The sequence below is a fragment of the Rhodoferax sp. genome, assembly GCF_030646845.1.
In the GTDB taxonomy this organism is placed as follows: Bacteria; Pseudomonadota; Gammaproteobacteria; order Burkholderiales; family Burkholderiaceae_C; genus Rhodoferax.
The window spans coordinates 17,443-40,643 of the sequence record NZ_JAUSLE010000072.1 but is presented as its reverse complement, the minus strand read 5'-3'; the positions used below and the strand labels follow the sequence as shown (position 1 = coordinate 40,643).

Annotated in this window: 20 protein-coding genes; 16 read left to right on the top strand and 4 right to left on the bottom strand. The window is 60.2% G+C overall.

Annotated elements, in window-relative coordinates; genetic code table 11:
• Positions 1–10: 10 nt before the first annotated feature.
• The 7 genes from Q7T10_RS18175 (at position 11) to Q7T10_RS18145 (ending at position 9,622) form a co-directional block, all read left to right on the top strand.
• On the top strand, positions 11–2,065 hold the full coding sequence (locus Q7T10_RS18175) for an acetyl/propionyl/methylcrotonyl-CoA carboxylase subunit alpha (RefSeq protein ID WP_304750941.1): 2,055 nt from the start codon (positions 11–13) through the stop codon (positions 2,063–2,065).
• Positions 2,062–2,550: a VOC family protein gene (locus Q7T10_RS18170; RefSeq protein ID WP_304750940.1), complete on the top strand. Its 489-nt coding sequence runs from the start codon at positions 2,062–2,064 to the stop codon at positions 2,548–2,550. The genes Q7T10_RS18175 and Q7T10_RS18170 overlap by 4 nt, the downstream gene beginning before the upstream one ends.
• Positions 2,551–2,712: 162 nt before the next feature.
• Complete coding sequence (locus Q7T10_RS18165) at positions 2,713–4,614, top strand: FAD-dependent oxidoreductase (protein WP_304750939.1); 1,902 nt, start codon at positions 2,713–2,715, stop codon at positions 4,612–4,614.
• Positions 4,611–6,461, top strand: coding sequence for a 2-oxoacid:acceptor oxidoreductase subunit alpha (locus Q7T10_RS18160; RefSeq protein WP_304750938.1), 1,851 nt, complete (start codon positions 4,611–4,613; stop codon positions 6,459–6,461). The genes Q7T10_RS18165 and Q7T10_RS18160 overlap by 4 nt, the downstream gene beginning before the upstream one ends.
• Complete coding sequence (locus Q7T10_RS18155) at positions 6,458–7,513, top strand: 2-oxoacid:ferredoxin oxidoreductase subunit beta (RefSeq protein WP_304750937.1); 1,056 nt, start codon at positions 6,458–6,460, stop codon at positions 7,511–7,513. The genes Q7T10_RS18160 and Q7T10_RS18155 overlap by 4 nt, the downstream gene beginning before the upstream one ends.
• A 25-nt stretch (positions 7,514–7,538) precedes the next feature.
• A complete protein-coding gene (locus Q7T10_RS18150) occupies positions 7,539–7,979 on the top strand; it encodes a cyclic nucleotide-binding/CBS domain-containing protein (RefSeq protein ID WP_304750936.1) in 441 nt (146 codons plus the stop codon).
• 155 nt (positions 7,980–8,134) lie between these two features.
• Positions 8,135–9,622 (top strand): methyl-accepting chemotaxis protein, encoded by a 1,488-nt coding sequence (locus Q7T10_RS18145; protein WP_304750934.1) that lies wholly within the window; start codon positions 8,135–8,137, stop codon positions 9,620–9,622.
• A gap of 14 nt (positions 9,623–9,636) precedes the next feature.
• Here the strand turns inward: Q7T10_RS18145 and rsxB are convergent, their stop codons facing one another.
• On the bottom strand, positions 9,637–10,305 hold the full coding sequence (gene rsxB, locus Q7T10_RS18140) for an electron transport complex subunit RsxB (RefSeq protein WP_304750932.1): 669 nt from the start codon (positions 10,303–10,305) through the stop codon (positions 9,637–9,639).
• Positions 10,305–11,681: a polyhydroxyalkanoate depolymerase gene (locus Q7T10_RS18135; protein ID WP_304750930.1), complete on the bottom strand. Its 1,377-nt coding sequence runs from the start codon at positions 11,679–11,681 to the stop codon at positions 10,305–10,307. The genes rsxB and Q7T10_RS18135 overlap by 1 nt, the downstream gene beginning before the upstream one ends.
• A 232-nt stretch (positions 11,682–11,913) precedes the next feature.
• On the opposite strand from Q7T10_RS18135, the gene ygiD reads away from it, so the two are divergent.
• The gene (ygiD, locus tag Q7T10_RS18130) at positions 11,914–12,771 is read left to right on the top strand and encodes a 4,5-DOPA dioxygenase extradiol (RefSeq protein ID WP_304750928.1); all 858 of its coding nucleotides are present in this window, start codon (positions 11,914–11,916) and stop codon (positions 12,769–12,771) included.
• On the opposite strand, the gene Q7T10_RS18125 is transcribed toward ygiD, so the two are convergent.
• Positions 12,772–14,121: a hypothetical protein gene (locus Q7T10_RS18125; RefSeq protein ID WP_304750926.1), complete on the bottom strand. Its 1,350-nt coding sequence runs from the start codon at positions 14,119–14,121 to the stop codon at positions 12,772–12,774.
• 124 nt (positions 14,122–14,245) lie between these two features.
• Positions 14,246–15,442, bottom strand: a complete 1,197-nt coding sequence (locus tag Q7T10_RS18120; protein WP_304750924.1) for an amino acid aminotransferase — start codon at positions 15,440–15,442, stop codon at positions 14,246–14,248.
• Between the two features lie 162 nt (positions 15,443–15,604).
• On the opposite strand from Q7T10_RS18120, the gene uvrB reads away from it, so the two are divergent.
• The 8 genes from uvrB to fdx all read left to right on the top strand — a co-directional run bounded on the left by uvrB (position 15,605) and on the right by fdx (position 23,167).
• Entirely contained in the window at positions 15,605–17,767 is a 2,163-nt protein-coding gene (uvrB, locus tag Q7T10_RS18115) for an excinuclease ABC subunit UvrB (RefSeq protein WP_304750922.1), read from the top strand.
• Positions 17,768–17,862: 95 nt separating this feature from the next.
• Entirely contained in the window at positions 17,863–18,399 is a 537-nt protein-coding gene (locus Q7T10_RS18110) for a Fe-S cluster assembly transcription factor (protein ID WP_304750920.1), read from the top strand.
• 34 nt (positions 18,400–18,433) lie between these two features.
• Entirely contained in the window at positions 18,434–19,654 is a 1,221-nt protein-coding gene (locus tag Q7T10_RS18105) for an IscS subfamily cysteine desulfurase (protein ID WP_304750918.1), read from the top strand.
• Between the two features lie 17 nt (positions 19,655–19,671).
• Positions 19,672–20,070 carry a Fe-S cluster assembly scaffold IscU gene (gene iscU / locus Q7T10_RS18100; protein ID WP_304750916.1) on the top strand — a complete coding sequence of 133 codons (399 nt, stop codon included), beginning with the start codon at positions 19,672–19,674 and terminating at the stop codon, positions 20,068–20,070.
• Position 20,071: 1 nt separating this feature from the next.
• Positions 20,072–20,395 carry an iron-sulfur cluster assembly protein IscA gene (gene iscA / locus Q7T10_RS18095; RefSeq protein WP_304750914.1) on the top strand — a complete coding sequence of 108 codons (324 nt, stop codon included), beginning with the start codon at positions 20,072–20,074 and terminating at the stop codon, positions 20,393–20,395.
• Positions 20,392–20,925, top strand: coding sequence for a Fe-S protein assembly co-chaperone HscB (hscB, locus tag Q7T10_RS18090; protein WP_304750912.1), 534 nt, complete (start codon positions 20,392–20,394; stop codon positions 20,923–20,925). The genes iscA and hscB overlap by 4 nt, the downstream gene beginning before the upstream one ends.
• A gap of 24 nt (positions 20,926–20,949) precedes the next feature.
• A complete protein-coding gene (hscA, locus tag Q7T10_RS18085; protein WP_304750910.1) occupies positions 20,950–22,806 on the top strand; it encodes a Fe-S protein assembly chaperone HscA in 1,857 nt (618 codons plus the stop codon).
• 22 nt (positions 22,807–22,828) lie between these two features.
• A complete protein-coding gene (gene fdx, locus Q7T10_RS18080) occupies positions 22,829–23,167 on the top strand; it encodes an ISC system 2Fe-2S type ferredoxin (RefSeq protein WP_304750908.1) in 339 nt (112 codons plus the stop codon).
• Positions 23,168–23,201 lie beyond the last annotated feature (34 nt).

Here is a 23,201-nt window from a genome sequence, read left to right as displayed (position 1 = left end):
AGAAAAGAATATGTTTACCAAAATTCTGATTGCCAACCGCGGCGAGATCGCCTGCCGGGTCATCAAGACGGCCCAAAAAATGGGCATCAAGACCGTGGCGGTTTACTCTGATGCAGACCGCGACGCGCGCCATGTGATGCTTGCCGATGAGGCCGTCCATATCGGCCCGGCGCCCAGCCGCGAAAGCTATCTGCTGGCCGACAAGATCATCGCGGCCTGCAAACAAACCGGCGCGCAGGCAGTGCACCCCGGTTACGGCTTCTTGAGCGAAAACGCCGGCTTTGCGAAGCGGGTGGAAGAAGAAGGCATTGTCTTCATCGGCCCCAAGCACTACTCGATTGCCGCCATGGGCGACAAGATCGAATCGAAGAAGCTGGCCGGTGCGGCGGGCGTGAACTGCATTCCGGGTGTCAACGACGCGATCGAGACGCCGGAAAAGGCGGTCGAGATTGCCAAGGGCATCGGCTACCCGGTCATGATCAAGGCCAGTGCCGGTGGCGGCGGCAAGGGCCTGCGCGTCGCCTTCAACGACAAGGAAGCCTTCGAGGGCTTCACCAGCTGCCGCAACGAGGCGCGCAACAGTTTTGGTGATGACCGCGTGTTCATCGAGAAATTTGTCGAGGAACCGCGCCATATCGAAATCCAGCTGGTCGGCGACAGCCACGGCAATGTGATCTATCTGAACGAACGCGAATGCTCCATCCAGCGCCGCCACCAGAAGGTGATCGAGGAAGCGCCGTCGCCGTTCATCAGCGACGCCACCCGCAAGGCCATGGGCGAACAGGCGGTGGCGCTGGCCAAAGCTGTGAAGTACCAGAGCGCAGGGACGGTCGAGTTCGTGGTCGGCAAAGACCAGAGCTTCTACTTCCTGGAGATGAACACCCGTCTGCAGGTGGAGCACCCGGTGACCGAATGCATCACGGGGCTGGACCTGGTGGAGCTGATGATCCGCGTGGCTGCGGGCGAGAAGCTGCCCTTGACGCAGGCCGAGGTCAAGCGCGAGGGCTGGGCCATCGAATGCCGCATCAACGCCGAGGACCCGTTCCGCAATTTCCTGCCATCCACCGGCCGCCTGGTGCGTTTTCAGCCGCCGCAGGAGACCATGTTTGCATCGGACACCAGCCAGTGGTACGGCGTCCGGGTCGATACCGGCGTGCAGGACGGCGGCGAGATTCCGATGTTTTACGACTCGATGATTGCCAAATTGATCGTGCACGGTAAAGACCGGCTGGATGCGATCGCCAAGATGCGTGAAGCACTCAATGGCTTTGTGATCCGTGGCGTCAGCAGCAACATCCCGTTTCAGGCAGCCTTGCTGGCGCACCCCAGGTTTGTCGCGGGGGATTTCAACACCGGCTTCATTGCCGAGAACTATTCGCAGGGCTTCAGGGCCGAAGATGTGCCCCATGACGACGCCAATCTGCTGATTGCGCTGGCTGCTTTTGTCAACCGCAAGTTCCGCAATCGCGCCGCGGCCATCAGCGGCCAGATGGAAGGCCATGAGATTGAGGTGGGCGAAGACTTCGTCGTGGTGACGCTGGGGCAGCAAGGTGTCACCACGCCAACGCCTGTCACCGTGACCGACTTTGAAGGCAAAACCGGCTCCAGCCTCGTCAAAGTGGGCGCCAGCAGCTACAAAATATGTAGCAACTACCGGCTGGGCGAAGTTCGCGTCAGCGGTACCTGCAATGGTGCGCCGTTTACGGCACAGGTGGAGCGCGGTGGCCTGGCAGGCAAGAATCCGCTGGCGATCCGGGTCTCGCACAACGGGACGCAGATCGACACGCTGGTGCTCTCCAGGCGCGCGGCCGAGCTTCACGCCCTGATGCCTTACAAGGCGCCGCCTGACATGAGTCGCTACGTGCTGTCGCCGATGCCGGGGCTGCTGGTGGAGGTGGCGGTGCAGCCGGGCCAGAAAGTGCTGGCCGGTGAGCGTGTGGCCGTGATCGAAGCCATGAAGATGGAGAACGTGTTGTTTGCGGCGGCTGACGGCGTGGTCAAGTCGATTGCCGCCGGCAAGGGCGAATCGCTCACCGTGGACCAGGTGATTGTGGAGTTCGCATGACGCTGAACCGCCCTTTCAAAGTGCTGGGCATCCAGCAGATCGCCATCGGCGGCCCCGACAAGACCCGCCTGCAGAAACTCTGGGTCGACATGCTGGGCCTTGAAGTGACTGGCACCTTCCGCAGTGAGCGCGAAAACGTCGATGAAGACATCTGCACCATGGGCGCTGGTCCGTTCAAGGTCGAGGTCGACCTGATGCAGCCACTGGACCCGGAGAAGAAGCCGGCCGTTCACACCACGCCCCTCAATCACGTGGGCCTGTGGATTGACGACCTGCCCCGCGCCGTCGAGTGGTTGACGGCCAAAGGCGTGCGATTCGCCCCGGGCGGCATCCGCAAGGGTGCAGCCGGGTTTGACATCTGTTTTCTGCACCCCAAGTCGAATGAGGAGTTCCCCGTCAGTGGCGAGGGGGTGTTGATTGAACTGGTGCAGGCCCCGGCGGAGGTTGTCGCTGCATTTGGCCAGCTGGCGGCAGGGGCCGCGTGACGCCAGCTGGCGTTTCAATCCCCGGAGTTTGCGCTGCGTCAACATCCGGGTCAATGGCACGCCACTACGGGATTCACCCGAGAGCCAATGGCAGGCCTGCAGGCGTAGACTGTTTCCATCCCCAGCCGGTCATGTGGCGCAACAGGGGAAGAGGAGACAGACGTGCAGCCTACCAACCTCGCCGATCCGGCCTATTTCCACAAGGTTGTTGATTGCCAATGGGCCTGCCCGGCCCATACGCCCGTTCCTGAATACATTCGCCTGATTGGTCAGGGGCGTTACAGCGATGCCTACATGATCAACTGGGTGTCCAACGTATTCCCGGGCGTTCTGGGGCGCACCTGTGACCGGCCCTGCGAACCCGCCTGCCGCCGCGGCCGTGTCGAAGAAAACAATGGCCCCGGCGCCGGGCCGCCCCAAGCCGGGAGCGCTCCCCTGGGGGGACGGAGCGAAGCGCCTGAGGGGCAAATTCGGCCCGAGCCGGTCGCCATCTGCCGGCTCAAGCGCGTGGCCGCCGACATGAAAGACGACGTGAAGGGCCGGATGCCGACGTTGGCACCCCGCAACGGCAAACGGGTGGCCTGTGTGGGGGCAGGACCTTCTTCGCTCACCGTGGCGCGGGATCTGGCGCCACTGGGCTACGAGGTGACGGTCTTTGACGGCGAGGCGCGTGCCGGCGGCTTTATCCGGTCACAAATCCCGCGCTTTCGGTTGCCAGAGTCGGTGATTGACGAAGAAACCGGTTACATCCTTGATCTGGGCGTGGACTTCAGGAGCAACCAGCGCATCGACTCCATGAAGGCACTGCTGGCGCAGGGCTACGACGCGGTGTTCGTCGGTTGTGGGGCTCCCCGGGGGCGGGATCTGCAGATTCCGGGCCGCAAGGAAGCCGCGGCTCACATTCACATCGGCATTGACTGGCTGGCATCGGTCTCGTTTGGGCACGTCACCAGCGTGGGCCAGCGAGTGATCGTGCTCGGCGGGGGCAATACGGCGATGGACTGCTGCCGTTCGGCCCGACGATTGGGCGGCACCGATGTGAAGGTGATCGTGCGCAGTGGCTTTGAGGAGATGAAAGCCTCGCCGTGGGAAAAGGAAGACGCTGTTCATGAGGGCATTCCCATCGTCAACTTTCACGTGCCGAAGAGTTTCGAGCATCGCAACGGCCAGTTGGTGGGCATGAAGTTCGAGGTGGTGCAGGCCGTCTTTGACGGGGAGGGCCGTCGCAGTCTGGTGCCAACCGGCGCGCCAGATGTGTTTTTTGAATGCGACACGGTGCTGTTGGCCGTCGGCCAGGAAAATGCCTTTCCCTGGATCGAGCGCGACAGCGGTATCGAGTTTGACCGCTGGGGGCTGCCGGTGCTGCGCAAGGAGACCTTTCAGTCCACCGAGCCCCGGGTGTTTTTTGGTGGCGATGCGGCGTTCGGACCGAAGAACATCATCACGGCGGTAGCGCACGGGCATGAAGCGGCAGTGTCAATCGACCGGCTGTTGCATGGCGAAGACCCCGCCCGGCGCCCGGCGCCGATGACCAACCTGATGTCGCAAAAGATGGGCATTCACGAGTGGAGCTACCACAATGATGTGTCAGGCGACACGCGCTTCAAGGTGCCATGGGCCAAGGCGGAGGTGGCCCTGGCCAGCATCCGGGTGGAAGTGGAGCTGGGCTTCGATGCCGCGACGGCTTTCAAGGAGGCCAGCCGCTGCCTGAATTGCGATGTGCAGACGGTCTTCACGCGTGAGACCTGCATTGAATGCGATGCCTGTGTGGACATCTGCCCCATGGACTGCATTACCTTCACCGCCAATGGCGAGGAGACTGATCTGCGCACGCGCCTGAACGCGCCGGCGCTTCATGCCACGCAAGACCTCTATGTGTCGGGCGCGCTGAAAACGGGACATGTGATGGTGAAGGACGAAGACGTCTGCCTGCATTGCGGTTTGTGCGCCGAACGTTGCCCCACCGGGGCGTGGGATATGCAGAAGTTTCTGCTGAATACCACCCAGGCGGGACCCCGATGCCGTGACGAAAAAGCCGGCAAACGTCTTATGGAGGTCGCATGAAGCGCATCGAAGCCATCAACGATTTCGTCATCAAGTTCGCCAACGTCAACGGCTCGGGTTCGGCTTCGGCCAACGAACTGTTCGCCAAGGCGATTTTGCGCATGGGTGTGCCGGTGAGTCCGCGCAATATCTTCCCCAGCAACATCCAGGGCATGCCCACTTGGTATGAGGCCCGGGTCTGTGAAAGCGGCTACCAGGGGCGGCGCGGCGGTGTGGACATGATGGTGGCCATGAATCCCCAGACCTGGGACGCCGATGTGGCGGAAATCGAGCCGGGTGGTTATCTGTTTTACGACAGCACACGGCCTGTTCCCCCGTCAAAATTTCGGCCGGATGTTCATGTCATCGGCATACCCTTGACCGAAATCAGCAACGCGGCCTACAGTGACCCCCGTCAACGCCAGTTGTTCAAGAACATCATTTACGTGGGCGCGCTGTCAGTGCTGCTGGACGTCGAGGCCGAGGTGTTCGAGAAGCTGTTTGCCGAGCAGTACAAGGGCAAGGAAATGTTGCTCGACTCCAATGTGCGCGCCCTGCATCTGGGGCGCGACTATGTGAAACAGCATCTGGCGGCCCCGCTCGGCATCCGCGTTCGTCGCGCGGACAAGGTGGGCGACCAGATATTCACGGACGGCAACAGTGCAGCCGCGTTGGGTTGCATCTATGGGGGCGCCACGGTCGCAGCCTGGTACCCCATCACACCTTCGTCGTCGGTGCCGGAGGCGTTCCAGAAGTACTGCGACAAGTACCGTGTGGACCCCGCCACCGGCCAGCATTACTACGCCATCGTGCAGGCCGAAGACGAGCTGGCCTCCATCGGCATGGTGGTTGGCGCGGGCTGGAATGGTGCGCGCGCCTTCACGGCCACGTCGGGTCCGGGCATCTCGTTGATGACCGAATTCATTGGTCTGGCCTACTTTGCCGAGATTCCGGTGACCATCATCAATGTGCAGCGTGGCGGCCCATCCACCGGCATGCCCACGCGCACACAGCAATCGGATTTGCTCAGTTGTGCCTATGCCTCGCATGGCGACACCAAGCATGTGCTGCTGTTTCCGGAAGACCCGCACGAATGTTTTGAACATGCCGCGGCCGCGCTGGACCTGGCGGACCGCCTGCAGACGCCCATCTTCGTGATGACCGACCTGGACATCGGCATGAACCAGCGCCTGTGCAAGCCCTTTGTCTGGGACGATGCGCGGGACTATGACCGCGGCAAGGTCATGACGGCGGAAGAGCTCGAAGCCGGCAAGGATTTTGGCCGCTACAAGGACGTCGATGGGGACGGCATTCCGTGGCGCACGCTGCCCGGCACGCACCCGACCAAAGGCAGCTTCTTCACGCGCGGTACCACGCGCGACCCCTATGCACGCTACTCCGAGCGCGGACCGGACTACATCTACAACATGGAGCGGTTGCTGCGTAAGTTCAAGACAGCGGCTGCGCTGGTGCCGCAGCCCGTGTTGCGACCGGCCCCACGCCCGACGCGCGTGGGTGTCATCTATTTCGGCTCGACCAGCCCGGCGATGATGGAAGCGCTGGATGTGCTGACGCAGGAGGGCATTGATCTGGATGCGATGCGCCTGTGCGCGTTTCCGTTTCCGGAGTCGGTCGACCGCTTCATCGCCGGACATGACAAGGTGTTTGTTGTTGAGCAGAACCGCGATGCGCAAATGCACTCCCTGCTGGTGAACGAACTGGCCATCGATCCGGCGCGGCTGGTCAAGGTGCTGCACTATGACGGCACGCCCATCACCGCGCGCTTCATCACTCATTTCATTGAGACGAATCTGCAACCGGCGTCGGCGTCCGTCCAGTTGACTCCCGCGCAAAAGGAGGCCGCATGACCTACCTCGCCAAGCCCAGGCTGCACCACCCCACGCTGACCACCAACAAGGTGGGCTACACGCGGCGCGATTACGAGGGCCGCATCTCCACCCTGTGTGCCGGCTGCGGACACGACTCCATCTCGGCGGCGATCATCCAGGCCTGCTGGGAGCTCGATATCGAGCCGCACCGCGTCGCCAAACTCTCGGGAATTGGCTGCAGTTCCAAGACGCCGGACTACTTTTTGGGTGCCTCGCACGGTTTCAACACAGTGCATGGCCGCATGCCCTCAGTCCTGACCGGTGCCAACCTCGCCAACCGTGATTTGTTGTACCTGGGGGTGTCAGGCGACGGCGACTCGGCCTCCATCGGCCTGGGGCAGTTTGCCAATGCCATGCGCCGCGGTGTCTGCATGGCGTACATCGTGGAGAACAACGGCGTTTACGGCCTGACCAAGGGGCAATTCTCGGCCACGGCAGACCGGGGTTCCAAGAGCAAGAAGGGCGTGATCAACAGTGACAACCCGATTGATCTGGTCGGGCTGGCGCTGCAACTGGGCGCTACCTACGTGGCGCGCAGTTTTTCGGGTGACAAGGCGCAACTGGTGCCTCTCATCAAAGGTGCCATCGGCCATGGCGGGGCCGCGTTCATTGACGTTATCAGTCCCTGTGTGACCTTCAACAACCACGGCGGCAGCACCAAGAGCTATGACTATGTGCGACAACACAACGAGGCGGTCAGCCGTATCGATTTCATCACGCCGCGCAGCGAAATCACCACCGACTACGCACCCGGCGAGGTGGTGGAGGTACAGCAGCACGATGGCTCCACGCTGCGTCTTCGCAAGCTGCATGCGGACTACGATCCGACCGATCGCTATGCTGCCCTGAGTTACATCAATGCGCATCAGGCGCGCGGCGAAGTGGTGACGGGGCTGCTCTACTTGGATTCGCTCGCTACAGACATGCATCTGGCCCACAACACCAGCGACACACCACTCAACCAGCTGGGGGTCACGCAGTTATGTCCTGGCGCCCAGGCGCTCGAGAAGCTCAACGCGTCCCTGCGCTGATTTTGATTTAAGCAGGAGGGGAATCATGTCTGAACGTACCGTATTTCAATCCATGTCGCAGCGACATGTGGTGAGCCTGCCCCCGCACGCCAGTGTGTGGGAAGCCGCCTGCATCATGACCAAAGCCAACTGTGGCAGCGTCCTGATCATCGATGGCGCCAGCGTCATGCAAGGCATTTTGACTGAGCGCGACCTGATGACCCGTGTGCTGGCCAAGGCGCTCAACCCGCAAACCACCCAGGTGTCGGAGGTGATGACGCACAACCCGCACAGCGTGGGGCCGGACATGAAAGTTTCCGAGGCCGTGCTGATCATGATCGAGCGAGGCTTTCGACACCTGCCCATTGTCTCGCCGGCGTCCAAAATTCTGGGGGTGTTCTCGGTGCGCGATGCCTTGCCGCGCGAGATTGGTAACGCCGTCAGTCTCGCCGAGTTTCATGATCAGGTGAATGACGCGCTTGGATAGGGGATCTGTGTAAAAGAAGGGTGATTGGGGTGCAGTAAGGATATGTAAGGTTTCTGTTGGACACTCCCCTGTATAAGGTCAGGGTTATTTATTAAAACTATTATTGAGACTGATTCATGATGTTTGGAAAATTACTTATCCCTGGTCTGTGGCTCATGCGGAACATGCGTTTTGCCGGCAAGGTCCTGCTGCTGGCGGCCATTTTGATGACGCCGCCGGTCGTCATGCTGCTTCAATATTTTTTGAGCGGACCCGCGGGATCCGGTGCAACGCTGGTGGCGTGGTTGAGCGGTTTGTGCGTGGTGCTGTCGGTGTATTTGTTGCTGGCGTTTTACCAGAGCTTTGCCCAGGATTTGGGGCAGGTGACGCAAGCCATGGACAAGATGGTGCGAGGTGATTTGCGCCTGAGTCTGGTGGCTCATGGGCGGGATGAACTCGCCGGCCTGGCTTCCTCGACAAGTCAGATCGGCACGACGGTGTCGTCGATGGTGGCCAATGTGCGCAGTAACGCCGCTTTTGTCGCGCATTCGGGCAAGAGTCTGGCAACGGGCAACCGCGAGTTGTCAGACCGGACCGAGCAACAGGCCGCCAATCTGGAGCAAACAGCGGCCAGTGTGGAGGAGTTGTCGTCCACCGTGCAGGACAACGCGCAAACCGCAGCCCAGGCCAACGCCCGTGCGTCCAGCGTGCGGGATGTGGCCGATCAGGGGGCTTCCACCATGGCAGAGGCCATTGCGTCGGTTGAAGCCATCCAGAGTAGCGCCAAGCGCATGGACGAGATTGTGAGTGTGATCGACGGCCTGGCTTTCCAGACCAACATCCTGGCGCTCAATGCCGCCGTGGAAGCTGCCCGGGCGGGGGAGTCCGGCCGTGGTTTTGCCGTGGTCGCCAGCGAGGTCCGATCGCTGGCGCAGCGTTCGGCTGAGTCGGCGAAGGAGATCAGGCAATTGATTGGCGCCTCCTCAGCACAGGTGGCGTCCAGCGTTCAGAAGATCCGGGCGGCGGGCAGCAATATCACCCAGATCGTGTCAGGCATACGTGATGTGGCAGCCAGCATGTCGCAGATTTCGACTTCCAGCGCAGAACAAAGCTCCGGGCTTTCCGAGATCACAACGGCGGTGCGCCAACTCGACGAAATCACACAGCGCAACGCTCAAATGGTCGAGCATGCGGTGACACAAGCATCCAATCTGGAAGGACGTGCCTCCACGATGGTGGAGGCCTTTGCGATGTTCAAGTTGCAGCAGGGCTCTGCGGAAGAGGCCATTGAACTCGTTGAGCGTGCCATGGCGCAACGTAAACGCAGCGCCTCCCGCGATTCCTTCTTGCGGGAAGTGACCGACCCCGCGCAAGGGTTTCACGATCGCGACATGTATGTCTTCGTGCTGGACAGCAATGGCACCTATGTGGCGTTCGGCGGCAACCCGGCCAAGGTGGGCACCCGGGTGCAGGACATCCCGGGTATTGATGGCGAGGGCCTGCTGGATTCCATCATCGACCAGGCCAACATCGAGCCTGGCTGGGTGGAATACGACATCACCAATCCGACCACTGGGCGGGTGCAGACCAAAATGTCCTTTGTGCAGCAGGTCGATGATCTCTTCATCGGCTGTGGCGTCTACAAGAACCTGGTGGTCAGTTGAGAATGCAGATGGGCTTATCCGGCGCCATTGTCTGAGTCACGCCTGGCGCGTGCCCGCGCCAAAACCGATTCAATCACCGCGCGTTTTTTGTCCAGAATGGCTGGGTCGGTGTGCAGCGAGTGATGGGACAGGTCGGCCAGCTTGACGTGCGCTTTTTCTGCAAGCATTTTATCGTTCTCGCCCACGTCACGATTGCGCCGGTAGCTATGAAATTCATAGCGACTGCGGGCCAGATCGGCCTGTGGGCGTGACCACGCAGACCATCCGGTTGCTGCACCGGTGACATTTTCAAGTTCGATGCAATCCACCGGGCATACCGGGATGCACAACTCACAGCCGGTGCAGTAGGCCTCGATCACGGTGTGCATCAGCTTGTTGCTGCCCATGATCGCATCGGTGGGGCAGGCCTTGATGCACAGGGTGCAGCCGATACACCAGTCTTCATCGATGAACGCGACCGTGCGTGGGCTTTCTGTTCCATGGTCAGGGCTCAGCGCTGTGACGGGCCGGCCCGTGATGGCTGCCAGTCGCCCAATTCCTTGCTCGCCACCCGGCGGACACTGGTTTATGCCCGCCGTGCCTTGTGAAATGGCCTGCGCGTAAGCCGCGCAGTCTGGGTAGCCACAACGGGTGCACTGCGTTTGGGGCAGCAGCGCGAGGATCTCGGCAGCCAACGCAGCCATTACTTTTTGCGGGCGACTTTCTTTACTGCAGTTTTCGTCGCTGCCGGTGCCCGTTTGACGGGGGCTGCAGCTGGTTTTGGAGCAGTGGCCGGGGCCTTGGCAGATGCGGCCTTCGGCTGGTGACTGAGGATGAACGCTTTGACATGGGGATACACGACCTCGCGCCAGCGTCGACCGCTGAAGATGCCATAGTGTCCCGCGCCGGGCACTTCCAGGTGTTTCTGCTCGGTAGCCACAACCCCGCTGCAGATGCTGTGCACCGCCTCGGTCTGGCCGGAGCCGGAGATATCGTCCAGCTCACCTTCCACGGAGAACAAAGCGGTGGTGGTGATGTCCTGCGGGCGTACCCGTTCGATCTTGCCGTCCACCCCTTTGACATCCCAAGTCCCGTTCACCAGACTGAACTCCTGAAACACCACCTTGATTGTCTCCAGGTAGTAGTCGGCGTCCATGTCCAGCACGGCGTTGTACTCGTCATAGAACTTGCGGTGCGCTTCAGTGCTGGCGTCATCGCCCTTGATCAGATCCTTGAAGTAGTCGTAATGGCTCTTGGCATGGTTGCTGGGGTTCATGGCGACAAAGCCGGAGTGCTGCAGGAACCCGGGGTAGACACGCCGTCCGGCACCCGCGAAACTTGTGGGTACGCGGTAGATCACGTTGTTCTCAAACCATTCGTAGCTCTTGTTCATCGCCAGGTTGTTCACCGCAGTGGGCGATTTGCGGGCATCAATCGGGCCGCCCATCATGGTCATGCTCAGCGGTGTGGTTTCGCCACGGCTCGCCATCAGGGACACCGCCGCCAGCACCGGCACCGTCGGCTGGCACACGCTCATCACATGGCAGTTGCCGTAGATGCCCTGAAGGTGACGGATGAACTCCTGCACGTAGTTCACATAGTCATCCAGATGGAATTCACCCTCGGACAGAGGAATCAGGCGCGCATTTTTCCAGTCGGTGATGTAGACCTTATGGTCTTTGAGCATGGTCTTGACCGTATCGCGCAAAAGCGTCGCATAGTGGCCAGACAGCGGCGCCACGATCAGGACCGCAGGCTGCCCCTTCAGTTTTTCCAGCGTTGCCGGATCGTCGCTGAAGCGCTTGAAACGGCGCAATTCACAGAATGGCTTGTTGATTTCAACGCGCTCATGGATGGCGATACCTACTCCATCGACGTCGATCGTGCGGAGGCCAAACTCCGGCTTTTCGTAGTCTTTTCCCAGACGGTGCAGCAAGTCGTATCCGGCTGAAATGCGCTGTGCAAACGGGTTTTGCCCCAGTAGTGACAGCGGATTGCCATATACCTTTGCGGCGGATTGGGCCAGGTCAGTGAATGGCTCCATCAGGGACCGCTGGGTTTCGTAGAGGTGGTAGAGCATGATGAATTCACTTTCGGGAAATGTTGCAGTGCAATATAACAGTTCTGATAGTGCTTGTGTTGGGGTGGAAACACCAATTTCCCCCGCATCTGTCGCCTTTGTGCAAGCGAAAAGTCAGGAGCTTGCCAGGGTCGGGCGGGCCACGTGCATTGTTATAAATGAAAACGAATTAACATGCATCGCAGAACCTTGATTGCGACCAGTGCCGTGTGCGGCGCTGTCTGGAGCCCCAATGACCGACTTTTCAGATGCTGCCGCCTTTGATTCATTCAAATCGCTGGAAAAGACGATCCGGATGCCGGTTCTGTTTCTGGGGCATGGCAGCCCCATGAACGCGATTGAAGACAACGAGTACCGCCAAAGCTGGCAGGCCCTGGGCGCCGAATTCGGCGTGAAATGGCCAAAGCCGCAACTGGTCTTGTGTGTTTCTGCACACTGGCTGACATCCGGTTGGTGGTTGACTGCCATGGCCAGGCCCAAAACGATTCACGATTTTGGAGGCTTTCCGAAAGCGCTTTTCGATCAGCAGTACCCCGCACCGGGCTTTCCCGCCGCCGCACAGGAAATCAGTCAGTGTGTGCGCCAGCCGAGCGGCGCCAGTCCCTTATCGCTGGATCTGCAGGAATGGGGCCTTGACCATGGCGCCTGGTCAGTCCTCAAGCCGATGTTCCCGCAGGCGGATATCCCGGTGATTCAGCTCAGCATGGACTACAGCCGTCCCGCCGCTGACCACTTCGCGGTGGGTGAGCAACTCAAGGGTCTGCGCGAGCGGGGCGTACTGATTGTGGGCAGCGGCAATATCGTGCACAACCTGAGGACCATGCAGAGGAGCGCGGCGCCGAACCAGGCCTACGACTGGGCTCTTGAATTCGACAAAACCATCGCTGACTATCTACAGCATGGCAACCAGGCCGCGTTGCAGGACTTCCAGGCCCTTGGGGTCGTGGCTCAGCAGGCGCATCCCACGCATGAGCATTTCCTGCCCTTGCTGTATGCCGCCGGGGCAGTCGATGCCAGTGAGACACCGCAGTTCTTCAATACCAGTTTTCAGGCGGCGTCGATCTCGATGCGTTCGGTGATCTGGGCTTGATCACTTTGTTGCGCCGGCCTTCAGGACGCCGCGAACCACGTTGCGGCTATGGGCGCCAAAATTACCCAGCAGTTCTGCAACGGCCCCATCCAGTTTGGCCCGCTTCGTCGCATCCTGTTGGCTGAGTTCGGCCACCAGATCGATACCTGATTCCTTCACGCCGAAATCAAACGACGGGTCCGACACATACCCGGATGGCAGGGTGTCGACCAGGATGTCGGTCAGTCTGGCACCCAGGGCATAGGACTGGCGGCTCACGACGTCGCGGGCGTACAAGTCGGACCAGGCTGGGTAGCTGGCGTCCTTGTCACCACCGCGCAGCGTCTTCTCGATCGCCGTTTCCTGCCGGGATTGCGCCGCGTTGTAGATCAGCTGATTCTGGTATTTTTCCAGCGCCAGATGGCGGTTGGACAGCAACACAATCATCTCGTCCTTCATTCTGGGGAATCCCGCCATCGCCAGCAGGTTGATGCCGATCAGCTTGACGGATGAATTGCCGGGCGACAGGCTGGCGTGATACGGCTGTGTCAGATCCTGTACATAGTGAAGCGCCAGCCCGGTAAAACGCCAGCCCCAGTAGGGGTGGCCGGTTCGAAAGGCGAGGGCGGCGAGGCTGGTGTACTGGTGGGTGCGAAGCAGGGGGAAGGTCTTCTTGATGAAGGGCGCGGCCATGTAGATGACGCGGTCTTCGTTGTAGAACCCCATATGAAACGGCGCCTGGGTGGAGAAGTACAACGCCGGATTGCCAAACGGCAGGGCACCAAAGCCGTAGGTCTTGCCCCAGTCCGACGGGCTGTCGGCCCACAGATTGATGTCCAGACCATAGTCTGGCTCATCGGCGGCGGAGGCCAGCACACTGAGTGGCGAAACCATATCCCCGGCTTTGAGGCCCACGAAGCGGTAGGTGGAATTGGGCTGCTCGGGCAGCGTATCGACCGCAACGAATGGCAGCATCGTGGCGTGATCGGGGCGGGGCCCCCATGGATCCGGCTGGATGTACAGGGCAAATTTGCTGTTGGGCGCCACGCGCAGCGCCTTGAGAAAAGCGAGTCGCCGGGCCTCGTCCGTTTGCATTGCACTGGCCTTGAACGCCAGCGTTGCAGGACGTGGTGGATAGACCTCCAGGTGGCTCTGTGCCCATGCTTCCTGGCCCGCCAGCAATGTTTCGATAGCTGCCTCCTGCGCTTTCAGGAATGCCTCCAGGGGCTCCACCGTGACCGGTGCTGCATTGGCGACTTCGGGCATTTTTTCAAACGCACGGTAGGCTGCAAAAGTGTGATTGCTCCAGGCAAGAGCGTCGCCTGCGGCGAATCCAATCAGGCTGATCAAAGCCAGTGCGAAGCGTTTCATCTGCAAATCTCCTGGAGTTCAGCGAATACTGACATGACCGGTACCGTCTCTGGACCGCGGTGAAATTCTGCACCCATTCGATAGGGGCCAGGTCGCTATCTCATTGCAGGGATCTGTCTGGCAATCAAACCACCTTGGCAATCGAGGCGCAGACGTAGTCGATGTTTTTGCTGTTGAGAGCCGCGACGCACATGCGCCCGGTATCGGTGCCATAGACGCCAAACTCATTGCGCAGGCGCACCATCTGGTCTTTCGTCAGGCCGGAGTAGCTGAACATGCCGATCTGGCTGGTGATGAAGCTCATGTCCTGCTTCACGCCGGCAGCTTTCAGTCCGTCCACCAGTTTCTGGCGCATGGCCTTGATGCGCACGCGCATCTCGCCCAGTTCTTTTTCCCACAGGGCGCGCAGTTCGGGGTTGTTCAGAACCGCAGCAACCACTGCGCCACCGTGGATCGGCGGGTTGGAGTAGTTGGTGCGAATGACGATCTTGAGCTGACTCAGGACGCGGTCGGCCTCTTCCTTGCTTTCGCACAGCACCGACAGGGCGCCGACGCGCTCGCCATACAAGCTGAAGCTCTTGGAGAAGGATGTGGAGACGAAGAAGTCCAGGCCGGCGGCGACGAACTTGCCGATCACCGCACCGTCTTCCTGGATACCATGGCCAAAGCCCTGGTAGGCCATGTCGAGGAAGGCCACGAGGCTTTTCGCCTTGACGGCGGCAATGACCTGGTCCCACTGGGCCGCGGTGATGTCATACCCGGTGGGGTTGTGGCAGCAGGCATGCAGCAGGATGATGGTGCCCGGCGTGGCGGCGTTGAGGTCGGCCAGCATGCCGTCAAAGTCGACACCGCGTTTGGCGGCGTCATAGTAGCGGTAGGTTTCGACGGTGAAACCGGCACTGGTGAACAGCGCCCGGTGGTTTTCCCAGCTCGGGTCAGAAATCAGCACCTTGGCATTGGGGTTGAGCTTCTTCAGGAAATCGGCGCCGATCTTCAGGCCGCCGGTGCCACCGATGCCTTGCACCGTCGCCACACGGCCGCTCTTGACGGGCTCGCTGTCGGCCCCAAATACAAGGCTCTTGACGGCGGCGTCATAGGCGGCGATGCCGTCAATGGGGAGGTAGCCGCGGGCCGTGGGTTTTTCCATCATGGTCTTCTCGGCGGCCTGTACGCAGGCCAGCAGCGGAAGCTTGCCGTTGTCATCGAAATATACACCCACGCCCAAGTTCACTTTGGCGGGGTTGGGATCGGCGTTAAATTGCTCATTCAGGCCCAGAATGGGGTCGCGCGGAGCCATTTCGACAGCGGAGAACATAGACATGAAGGGGTCCTTTAGCAGTAATTAACGGGCGAGGTCATTCCGGACTTTTCGTGCAATTCGCCTCCCAATGAAGGCGATCTCAGGGAGTGCTGGCACGTAAGCGCCGAAATGGCGTATTCTTTTAGGTTGTCCTGAATTTTACCGGGCCGGGATCGAGTTTCCATGCAAAATGTTTCTGAAGTTGTTCCTGAATCTGAGAAGGATGAATCTGCTGGCACCAAGGACGGGGCGTTGGCCAGTCCGCCCGCGGGGAAATTCCTCAGTTTTCCAGGCTCACCGTTTGAGTTGTACCAACCCTATCCGCCTGCCGGAGATCAGCCCGAAGCCATCGACAAGCTGGTCGAGGGAGTGGTTGACGGCGAAGTGTTCCAGACCCTGCTGGGTGTGACTGGCTCAGGCAAGACCTTCACCATGGCCAACGTGATTGCCCGCCTGGGCCGCCCGGCCATTGTGTTTGCGCCCAACAAGACACTGGCGGCCCAGCTGTACAGCGAGTTTCGCGAGTTCTTCCCGAAAAATGCGGTGGAGTATTTCGTCAGCTACTACGACTACTACCAGCCCGAGGCCTATGTGCCGCAGCGCGACCTGTTCATCGAGAAAGACTCGGCCATCAATGAACACATTGAACAGATGCGGCTCTCCTGTACCAAAAGCGTGCTGGAGCGGCGTGACGTCGTCATCGTGGCCACCGTGTCGGCCATCTACGGCATTGGGCAGCCCGAGGCCTACCACCAGATGGTGATGACCTTGCGCGCAGGCGACAAAATGGGCCAGCGCGATGTGATTGCACAACTGGTGCGCATGCAATACCAGCGCAACGACGCCGATTTTTCGCGTGGCAAGTTCCGCGTGCGCGGCGACACGATCGACGTGTTTCCGGCCGAGCACAGCGAGATGGCGATCCGCATCGAACTGTTTGATGACGAGATTGAGTCGCTGCAGCTTTTCGATCCGCTCACCGGTGGCATCCGCCAGAAAATTCCGCGCTTCACGGTATACCCCAGCAGTCACTACGTCACGCCGCGTGACAAGGTGCTGGCCGCCGTTGAGACCATCAAGATGGAGTTGTCTGACCGATTGAAGGAATTCGTGAGCCAGGGCAAGCTGGTGGAGGCCCAGCGGCTCGAGCAGCGCACCCGCTTTGATCTGGAAATGCTCAGCGAAGTAGGGCACTGCAAAGGCATCGAGAATTACACCCGCCACCTCAGCGGCGCCGCACCCGGCGAACCGCCCGCCACCCTGACCGACTACCTGCCCAAGGACGCGATCATGTTTCTGGACGAAAGCCATGTCCTCATTGGCCAGTTCGGCGGCATGTACAACGGTGACCGCTCGCGCAAGACCACGCTGGTGGAATACGGATTTCGACTGCCGAGTGCGCTGGACAATCGGCCGCTCAAGTTCGAGGAATTCGAGACCAAGATGCGTCAGGCCATCTTCGTGTCGGCGACGCCAGGTCAGTGGGAAAAGGACCATGCGGGCCAGGTGGTGGAGCAGTTGGTGCGTCCGACCGGGCTGGTGGACCCCGAAGTGGAGGTGCGCCCGGCCACGAATCAGGTAGACGACGTCTTGCAGGAGATCCGCATCCGCGTGGAAAAGCACGAGCGGGTGCTGATCACCACGCTCACCAAGCGCATGGCCGAGCAGTTGACCGACTATCTGAGTGACAACGGCGTCAAAGTGCGCTACCTGCACAGCGATGTGGACACCGTTGAGCGCGTGGAGATCTTGCGCGACCTGCGTCTGGGTACCTTCGATGTGCTCGTGGGCATCAACTTGCTGCGCGAGGGCCTGGATATCCCGGAAGTCAGCCTGGTGGCAATTCTGGACGCCGACAAGGAGGGATTCTTGCGGTCCGAGCGCTCCCTGATCCAGACCATTGGCCGCGCGGCCCGCAATCTGAATGGACGGGCGATTTTGTACGCGGACAAAGTCACCGAATCGATGAAGAAAGCAATGGGTGAGACTGAGCGGCGGCGGGTCAAGCAGGTGGCTTACAACGAAGCCCATGGCATCACGCCGCGCTCCATCATCAAGCAGGTCAAGGACCTGATTGACGGGGTGTACAGCGAAAAGGCGGGCAAGGAAGCAGAGAAACTGGAACGCGATGCCATGCAGCGGGCGCAGGTGGAGGACATGAGCGAGAAAGACATATCGCGTGAAATCAAGCGTCTGGAGAAGTTGATGCTGGAGCATGCGCGCAACCTGGAGTTCGAAAAGGCAGCGCGGGTGCGTGATCAGTTGGGCATTTTGAAGGAGCAGGCCTTTGGTGCATCGGGGAGCGACAATGTGTTGGTAATCGCATCCGATGGCAAGACCGCGTAAATGTGACTGATCAGTCTACTTACCCGAGCAATTTACTCGGTTTATTGCTATACTTGATCACAATAGTCAACCAAATACGACTGAAGGAGTTTGCCATGCGTCTCACTACAAAAGGCCGCTTTGCGGTGACAGCGATGATCGATCTGGGACTGCGCCAGAGCAATGGCCCGGTGACCCTGGCCGCCATCAGCCAGCGCCAGCAGATTTCCCTGTCCTACCTGGAGCAGCTGTTTGGCAAGTTGCGTCGGCATGAGTTGGTTGAATCTACCCGGGGTCCAGGTGGTGGTTACACCCTGGCCCGCAATCCGGCAGAAATCACCGTGGCCGACATCATCACCTCGGTAGACGAGCCCATTGATGCCACCCACTGTGCCGGCAAGGAAAACTGCCTGGGCGAAGGCGAGCGCTGCATGACGCATGACCTGTGGACCGCGCTCAACGTGCGCATGGTGGAGTTTCTGGACTCGGTGACTCTGCAAAAGCTGGTGGATGACCAGTTGGCCAAGGGCCTGCAAGTCGAGGACAAGCCCAGCGTCAAGCGCGCCATATCCGCGATGCCGGTGTCCAAACCCATCCGCCTCAATGTGCCAAACTCAGTGTTTGCCTTGGGTAACACGTTTTCCAAGATCTGATTTTTGTTTTTGTTTAGCCAGCAGCGAGCCAGCCATGGATTCCACACCTCACTTCCCGATTTACATGGACTACAGCGCCACCACACCCTGCGACGAGCGGGTGGTGGATGCCATGATCCCCTGGTTGCGTCAGCACTTTGGCAACCCCGCTTCGCGCAGTCACGCTTGGGGCTGGGAGGCCGAAGCTGCGGTTGAAAAGGCCCGCGAGCAGGTAGCCGCACTGGTTGGCGCCGACCCACGCGAAATTGTCTGGACTTCCGGGGCCACCGAATCCATCAACCTGGCGTTGAAGGGCGCGGCCGGTTTCTATAAAACCAAGGGCCGCCACATCATCACGGTCAAGACCGAACACAAAGCGGTGCTGGACACCTGTCGTGAGTTGGAACGCCAGGGCTTTGAGGTGACCTATCTGGACGTGCAGCCGGATGGACTGCTCGATCTGGAGGCCTTCAAGGTCGCCATTCGCCCCGACACCATTCTGGCCAGCGTCATGTTCGTCAACAATGAAATCGGCGTGATTCAGGACATTGCCGCAATCGGCACCATCTGTCGAGAAAAGGGCGTCATTTTCCACGTTGACGCGGCGCAAGCCACAGGACGGGTTGACATCGACCTGAGCCAGTTGCCGGTCGACCTGATGAGTCTGACGTCCCACAAGACGTACGGTCCCAAGGGGGTCGGCGCCTTGTTTGTCCGTCGCAAACCACGTGTGCGCATTGAGGCGCAGATGCACGGTGGCGGGCATGAACGGGGTATGCGCTCCGGCACCTTGCCAACGCACCAGATCGTGGGCATGGGCGAGGCCTACCGCATTGCCAAGGAAGAGATGGCGGGTGAAAACGTGCGTATTCGTGCGCTGCACGACCGCATGCTGGCCGGCCTCAAGGACGTCGAGCAGGTGTTCATCAACGGTCACCTGGAAAAACGCGTGCCGCATAACCTGAACATGAGCTTCAACTATGTGGAGGGCGAGTCACTGATCATGGGCATCAAGGGGCTGGCGGTCTCCAGCGGCTCGGCCTGTACATCGGCCAGCCTGGAGCCCAGCTATGTGCTGCGCGCTTTGGGTCGCAGCGATGAGCTGGCGCACAGCAGCCTGCGCATGACGATTGGCCGTTACACCACTGAAGCGGAAATCGATTACGCGATTGACACCATCAAGCTCAACGTCGCCAAGCTGCGTGACCTGAGCCCGCTGTGGGACATGTACAAAGAAGGCATCGATATCAGCACCATCCAGTGGGCTGCTCACTGACAAACAGGAGAAACAAAATGGCATATTCCGAAAAGGTCGTTGACCACTATGAAAACCCCCGCAACGTCGGTTCCTTTGACAAGGGTGATGATTCGGTAGGCACCGGTATGGTGGGCGCGCCTGCCTGCGGCGACGTCATGAAGCTGCAGATCAAGGTCAACCCGGAGACCGGCGTGATTGAAGATGCGCGCTTCAAGACCTATGGCTGTGGCTCAGCCATTGCCTCGTCGTCCCTGGTGACGGAATGGGTCAAAGGCAAGACGCTGGACCAGGCGGCGGCGCTGAAAAACAGCGAGATCGCCGAAGAGCTGGCCTTGCCGCCCGTCAAGATTCATTGCTCGATCCTGGCAGAAGATGCCATCAAGGCAGCGGTGAACGACTACCGACAAAAGCACAACGCACCACAGACGCACTGACATGGCCGTTACGCTGACTGAAGCTGCTGCCCGGCACGTGACCCGCTACCTTGCCAAACGCGGCAAGGGTGTAGGTGTGCGACTGGGTGTGAAGACCACTGGCTGTTCGGGCCTCGCCTACAAACTTGAATATGTGGATGAAATCGAACCTGAAGACATGGTGTTTGAGGGCCATGGCGTCAAGGTATTGATCGAGCCGAAGAGTTTTGCCTACCTCGATGGCACTGAGCTTGATTTTGTCCGGGAAGGCCTGAACGAAGGCTTCAAGTTCAACAACCCCAAAGAGCGTGATCGCTGCGGCTGCGGCGAGTCGTTTCGGGTGTGAATCTCCAGTCCAGCGATTTCGAGCTGTTTGGTCTCGAACCTCAATTTGCGCAAGACCGTGCGGCGATTGACGCGCGCTGGAAAGATCTGCAGCGCGAGGCCCACCCGGACAAGTTTGCCGCGCAGGGTGCTGCAGCGCAGCGCTTGTCCATGCAGTGGTCTGTGCGCATCAATGAAGCCTACCAGCGGCTCAAGGATCCTCTGAAGCGCGCTGCTTACCTGTGTGAGCTGAACGCGGCTCCGGTGAATGCCGAGAACAACACGGGGATGCCGGTTGAGTTCCTGATGCAGCAAATGGCCTGGCGTGAGGCCCTTGATGAGGCAAGCAACGCAGCCGACCTGGACGAGTTGGGTGCGCAAGTCATTGCGGCCCGGCGCGATGCCTTGACGAAATGCGGCCAATTGCTGGACGAACAGCGGGACTACAGTGGCGCGGTGCAACAGGTGAGGGCGCTGATGTTCATCGAGCGCTTCGCCAGCGATGTTGAAGCCCGCCTCGACCAAATGGACACTGCAGACCGGGGACAATAGCGCCTCGATCCCGAAAAAACAATCATGGCGCTTCTACAAATTTCCGAACCCGGTCAGTCTCCCAATCCGCACCAGCGGCGCGTGGCGGTCGGCATTGATCTGGGCACGACCCATTCGCTGGTGGCCGCCGTGCGCCATGGTGTGGCCGAATGCCTGCCTGACGCACAGGGGCGGGTCATTTTGCCGTCTGTTGTCCGCTACCTAGAGGGTGGCGGCCGTCAAATTGGCTATGACGCCCAGGAGTCGTTGGCGCTGGATCCTGAAAATACCATCGCCTCGGTCAAGCGCTTCATGGGGCGCAGCCTCTCGGATGTGGCCGGCCATGACAAGTTGCCCTACCGTTTTGTCGATCACCCGGGCATGCTCGGGCTGCAGACCGTGCAGGGCGAAAAATCACCGGTCGAGGTGAGTGCCGATATTCTGGCCACCTTGCGCTACCGCGCCGAAGACACGTTTGGCGATGACCTTTATGGTGCCGTGATCACGGTGCCGGCTTATTTTGACGACGCCCAGCGCCAGGCCACCAAAGACGCCGCGCAACTGGCGGGACTGAATGTGTTGAGGCTCATCAACGAACCCACTGCGGCGGCCATTGCGTATGGACTGGACAATGCCAGCGAAGGGGTTTACGCCATCTTCGACCTCGGCGGCGGCACCTTTGACATCTCTATTCTGCGGCTCACAAAAGGTGTTTTCGAAGTGGTCGCCACGGGGGGCGACTCCGCGCTGGGTGGCGATGACTACGACCATGCCCTGGTCGAGTGGGTATTGGCGCAGTGCCAGGTGCAGGCCCTCACAGCCTCGGACAAGGCGGCGCTCAAGGTGGCAGCACGTGCCTGCAAGGAGGCTTTGTCCGCTATTAAATCAGTAGCGTTCAGCGCAATACTGGCGGGGGCTGAGGTTACATTTGACGTCACGTCGGAACAGTTTGAGTCCCTGACTGGCGGCCTGACCGCCCGAACCATTGCCGCGGTGCGCAAGGCCTTGCGTGATGCAAAGTTGGCAGTGGATGAGGTAAAGGGCGTCGTCATGGTGGGCGGCTCTACCCGCATGCCGCAAATACAAAAAGCCGTTGCCACGCTGTTCGGCCGTGAGCCGCTGACCAACCTCAACCCCGATGAAGTCGTGGCCCTGGGCGCTGCCATTCAGGCCAACCAGTTGGCCGGCAACAACACGGCAGGCGATCTGTTGCTGCTGGACGTGATCCCCTTGTCGCTCGGCATCGAGACCATGGGTGGGCTGGTGGAGCGCATCGTGCCACGCAACGAAACGATCCCGACGGCCAAGGCGCAGGATTTCACCACCTACAAGGATGGTCAGACCGCGCTGGCGCTGCATGTGGTGCAGGGCGAGCGCGATCTGGTGGCGGACTGCCGCAGTCTGGCGCGGTTCGAGTTGCGCGGCATTCCACCCATGGCAGCCGGTGCGGCGCGCATTCGCGTCACCTTCACGGTGGACGCCGATGGCCTGTTGAATGTCAGTGCCAAGGAGCAGATCAGTGGTGTCGAAGCCCGGATCGACGTGAAACCCTCTTACGGTCTGGGCGACGATCAGATTGCCAGGATGCTGCAGGACAGCTTCACCACCGCCGAGGCCGATATGAAGGCGCGGGCGCTGGTCGAGGCCCGGGTCGACGGCGACCGCATGCTGCTGGCGACGCAAAGCGCACTGGCCGCGGACGGTGACCTGCTGTCTGACGCAGAGCGCGTCGAAATTGATGCCTTGGTGGCAGCAGTCAAGGCTGCACGGCCGCTGGAGGATGCGGCCCTGATTGAGGCCGCCACGCAGGCGCTTGCCAAGGGCACCGAGGCATTCGCGGCGATGCGGATGAACCGGGGCATTCAAAAAGCACTGGCTGGCAAAAACATTGAGACGGTCTGAATCAGACCTACTGGAAAAACACATGCCCATCATCAAAATACTGCCGCATCCCGAGTACTGTCCACGGGGTGCCCAGGTTTCAGCGCCCGCCGGCACCTCGATTTGCGAGGCCCTGCTGGACAACAACATCAAGATCGAACACGCGTGTGACATGGTTTGTGCGTGCACCACATGCCACGTCATCGTGCGCGAAGGGTATTCGTCGCTCAATGCACCCGATGAAAATGAAGAAGACCTGCTCGACCGGGCCTGGGGTCTGGAGCCGCTGTCGCGCTTGAGCTGCCAGGCCGTTCTCGCACAACAGGATGTAGTGGTGGAGATTCCCAAATACTCCATCAACCAGGTCAAGGAAGGCCACTGACAGTCGCCAGCCCCGCACACCGATATTTCCGTCA

Bases quoted from the DNA above. Each gene is read 5' to 3' on its own strand.
- Q7T10_RS18175 (WP_304750941.1), top strand. From the start codon at position 11: ATGTTTACCAAAATTCTGATTGCCAACCGCGGCGAGATCGCCTGCCGG.
- Q7T10_RS18170 (WP_304750940.1), top strand. From the start codon at position 2,062: ATGACGCTGAACCGCCCTTTCAAAGTGCTGGGCATCCAGCAGATCGCC.
- Q7T10_RS18160 (WP_304750938.1), top strand. From the start codon at position 4,611: ATGAAGCGCATCGAAGCCATCAACGATTTCGTCATCAAGTTCGCCAAC.
- Q7T10_RS18155 (WP_304750937.1), top strand. From the start codon at position 6,458: ATGACCTACCTCGCCAAGCCCAGGCTGCACCACCCCACGCTGACCACC.
- Q7T10_RS18150 (WP_304750936.1), top strand. From the start codon at position 7,539: ATGTCTGAACGTACCGTATTTCAATCCATGTCGCAGCGACATGTGGTG.
- Q7T10_RS18145 (WP_304750934.1), top strand. From the start codon at position 8,135: ATGCGGAACATGCGTTTTGCCGGCAAGGTCCTGCTGCTGGCGGCCATT.
- rsxB (WP_304750932.1), bottom strand. From the start codon at position 10,305: ATGGCTGCGTTGGCTGCCGAGATCCTCGCGCTGCTGCCCCAAACGCAG.
- Q7T10_RS18135 (WP_304750930.1), bottom strand. From the start codon at position 11,681: ATGCTCTACCACCTCTACGAAACCCAGCGGTCCCTGATGGAGCCATTC.
- ygiD (WP_304750928.1), top strand. From the start codon at position 11,914: ATGACCGACTTTTCAGATGCTGCCGCCTTTGATTCATTCAAATCGCTG.
- Q7T10_RS18125 (WP_304750926.1), bottom strand. From the start codon at position 14,121: ATGAAACGCTTCGCACTGGCTTTGATCAGCCTGATTGGATTCGCCGCA.
- Q7T10_RS18120 (WP_304750924.1), bottom strand. From the start codon at position 15,442: ATGTCTATGTTCTCCGCTGTCGAAATGGCTCCGCGCGACCCCATTCTG.
- uvrB (WP_304750922.1), top strand. From the start codon at position 15,605: ATGCAAAATGTTTCTGAAGTTGTTCCTGAATCTGAGAAGGATGAATCT.
- Q7T10_RS18110 (WP_304750920.1), top strand. From the start codon at position 17,863: ATGCGTCTCACTACAAAAGGCCGCTTTGCGGTGACAGCGATGATCGAT.
- Q7T10_RS18105 (WP_304750918.1), top strand. From the start codon at position 18,434: ATGGATTCCACACCTCACTTCCCGATTTACATGGACTACAGCGCCACC.
- iscU (WP_304750916.1), top strand. From the start codon at position 19,672: ATGGCATATTCCGAAAAGGTCGTTGACCACTATGAAAACCCCCGCAAC.
- iscA (WP_304750914.1), top strand. From the start codon at position 20,072: ATGGCCGTTACGCTGACTGAAGCTGCTGCCCGGCACGTGACCCGCTAC.
- hscA (WP_304750910.1), top strand. From the start codon at position 20,950: ATGGCGCTTCTACAAATTTCCGAACCCGGTCAGTCTCCCAATCCGCAC.
- fdx (WP_304750908.1), top strand. From the start codon at position 22,829: ATGCCCATCATCAAAATACTGCCGCATCCCGAGTACTGTCCACGGGGT.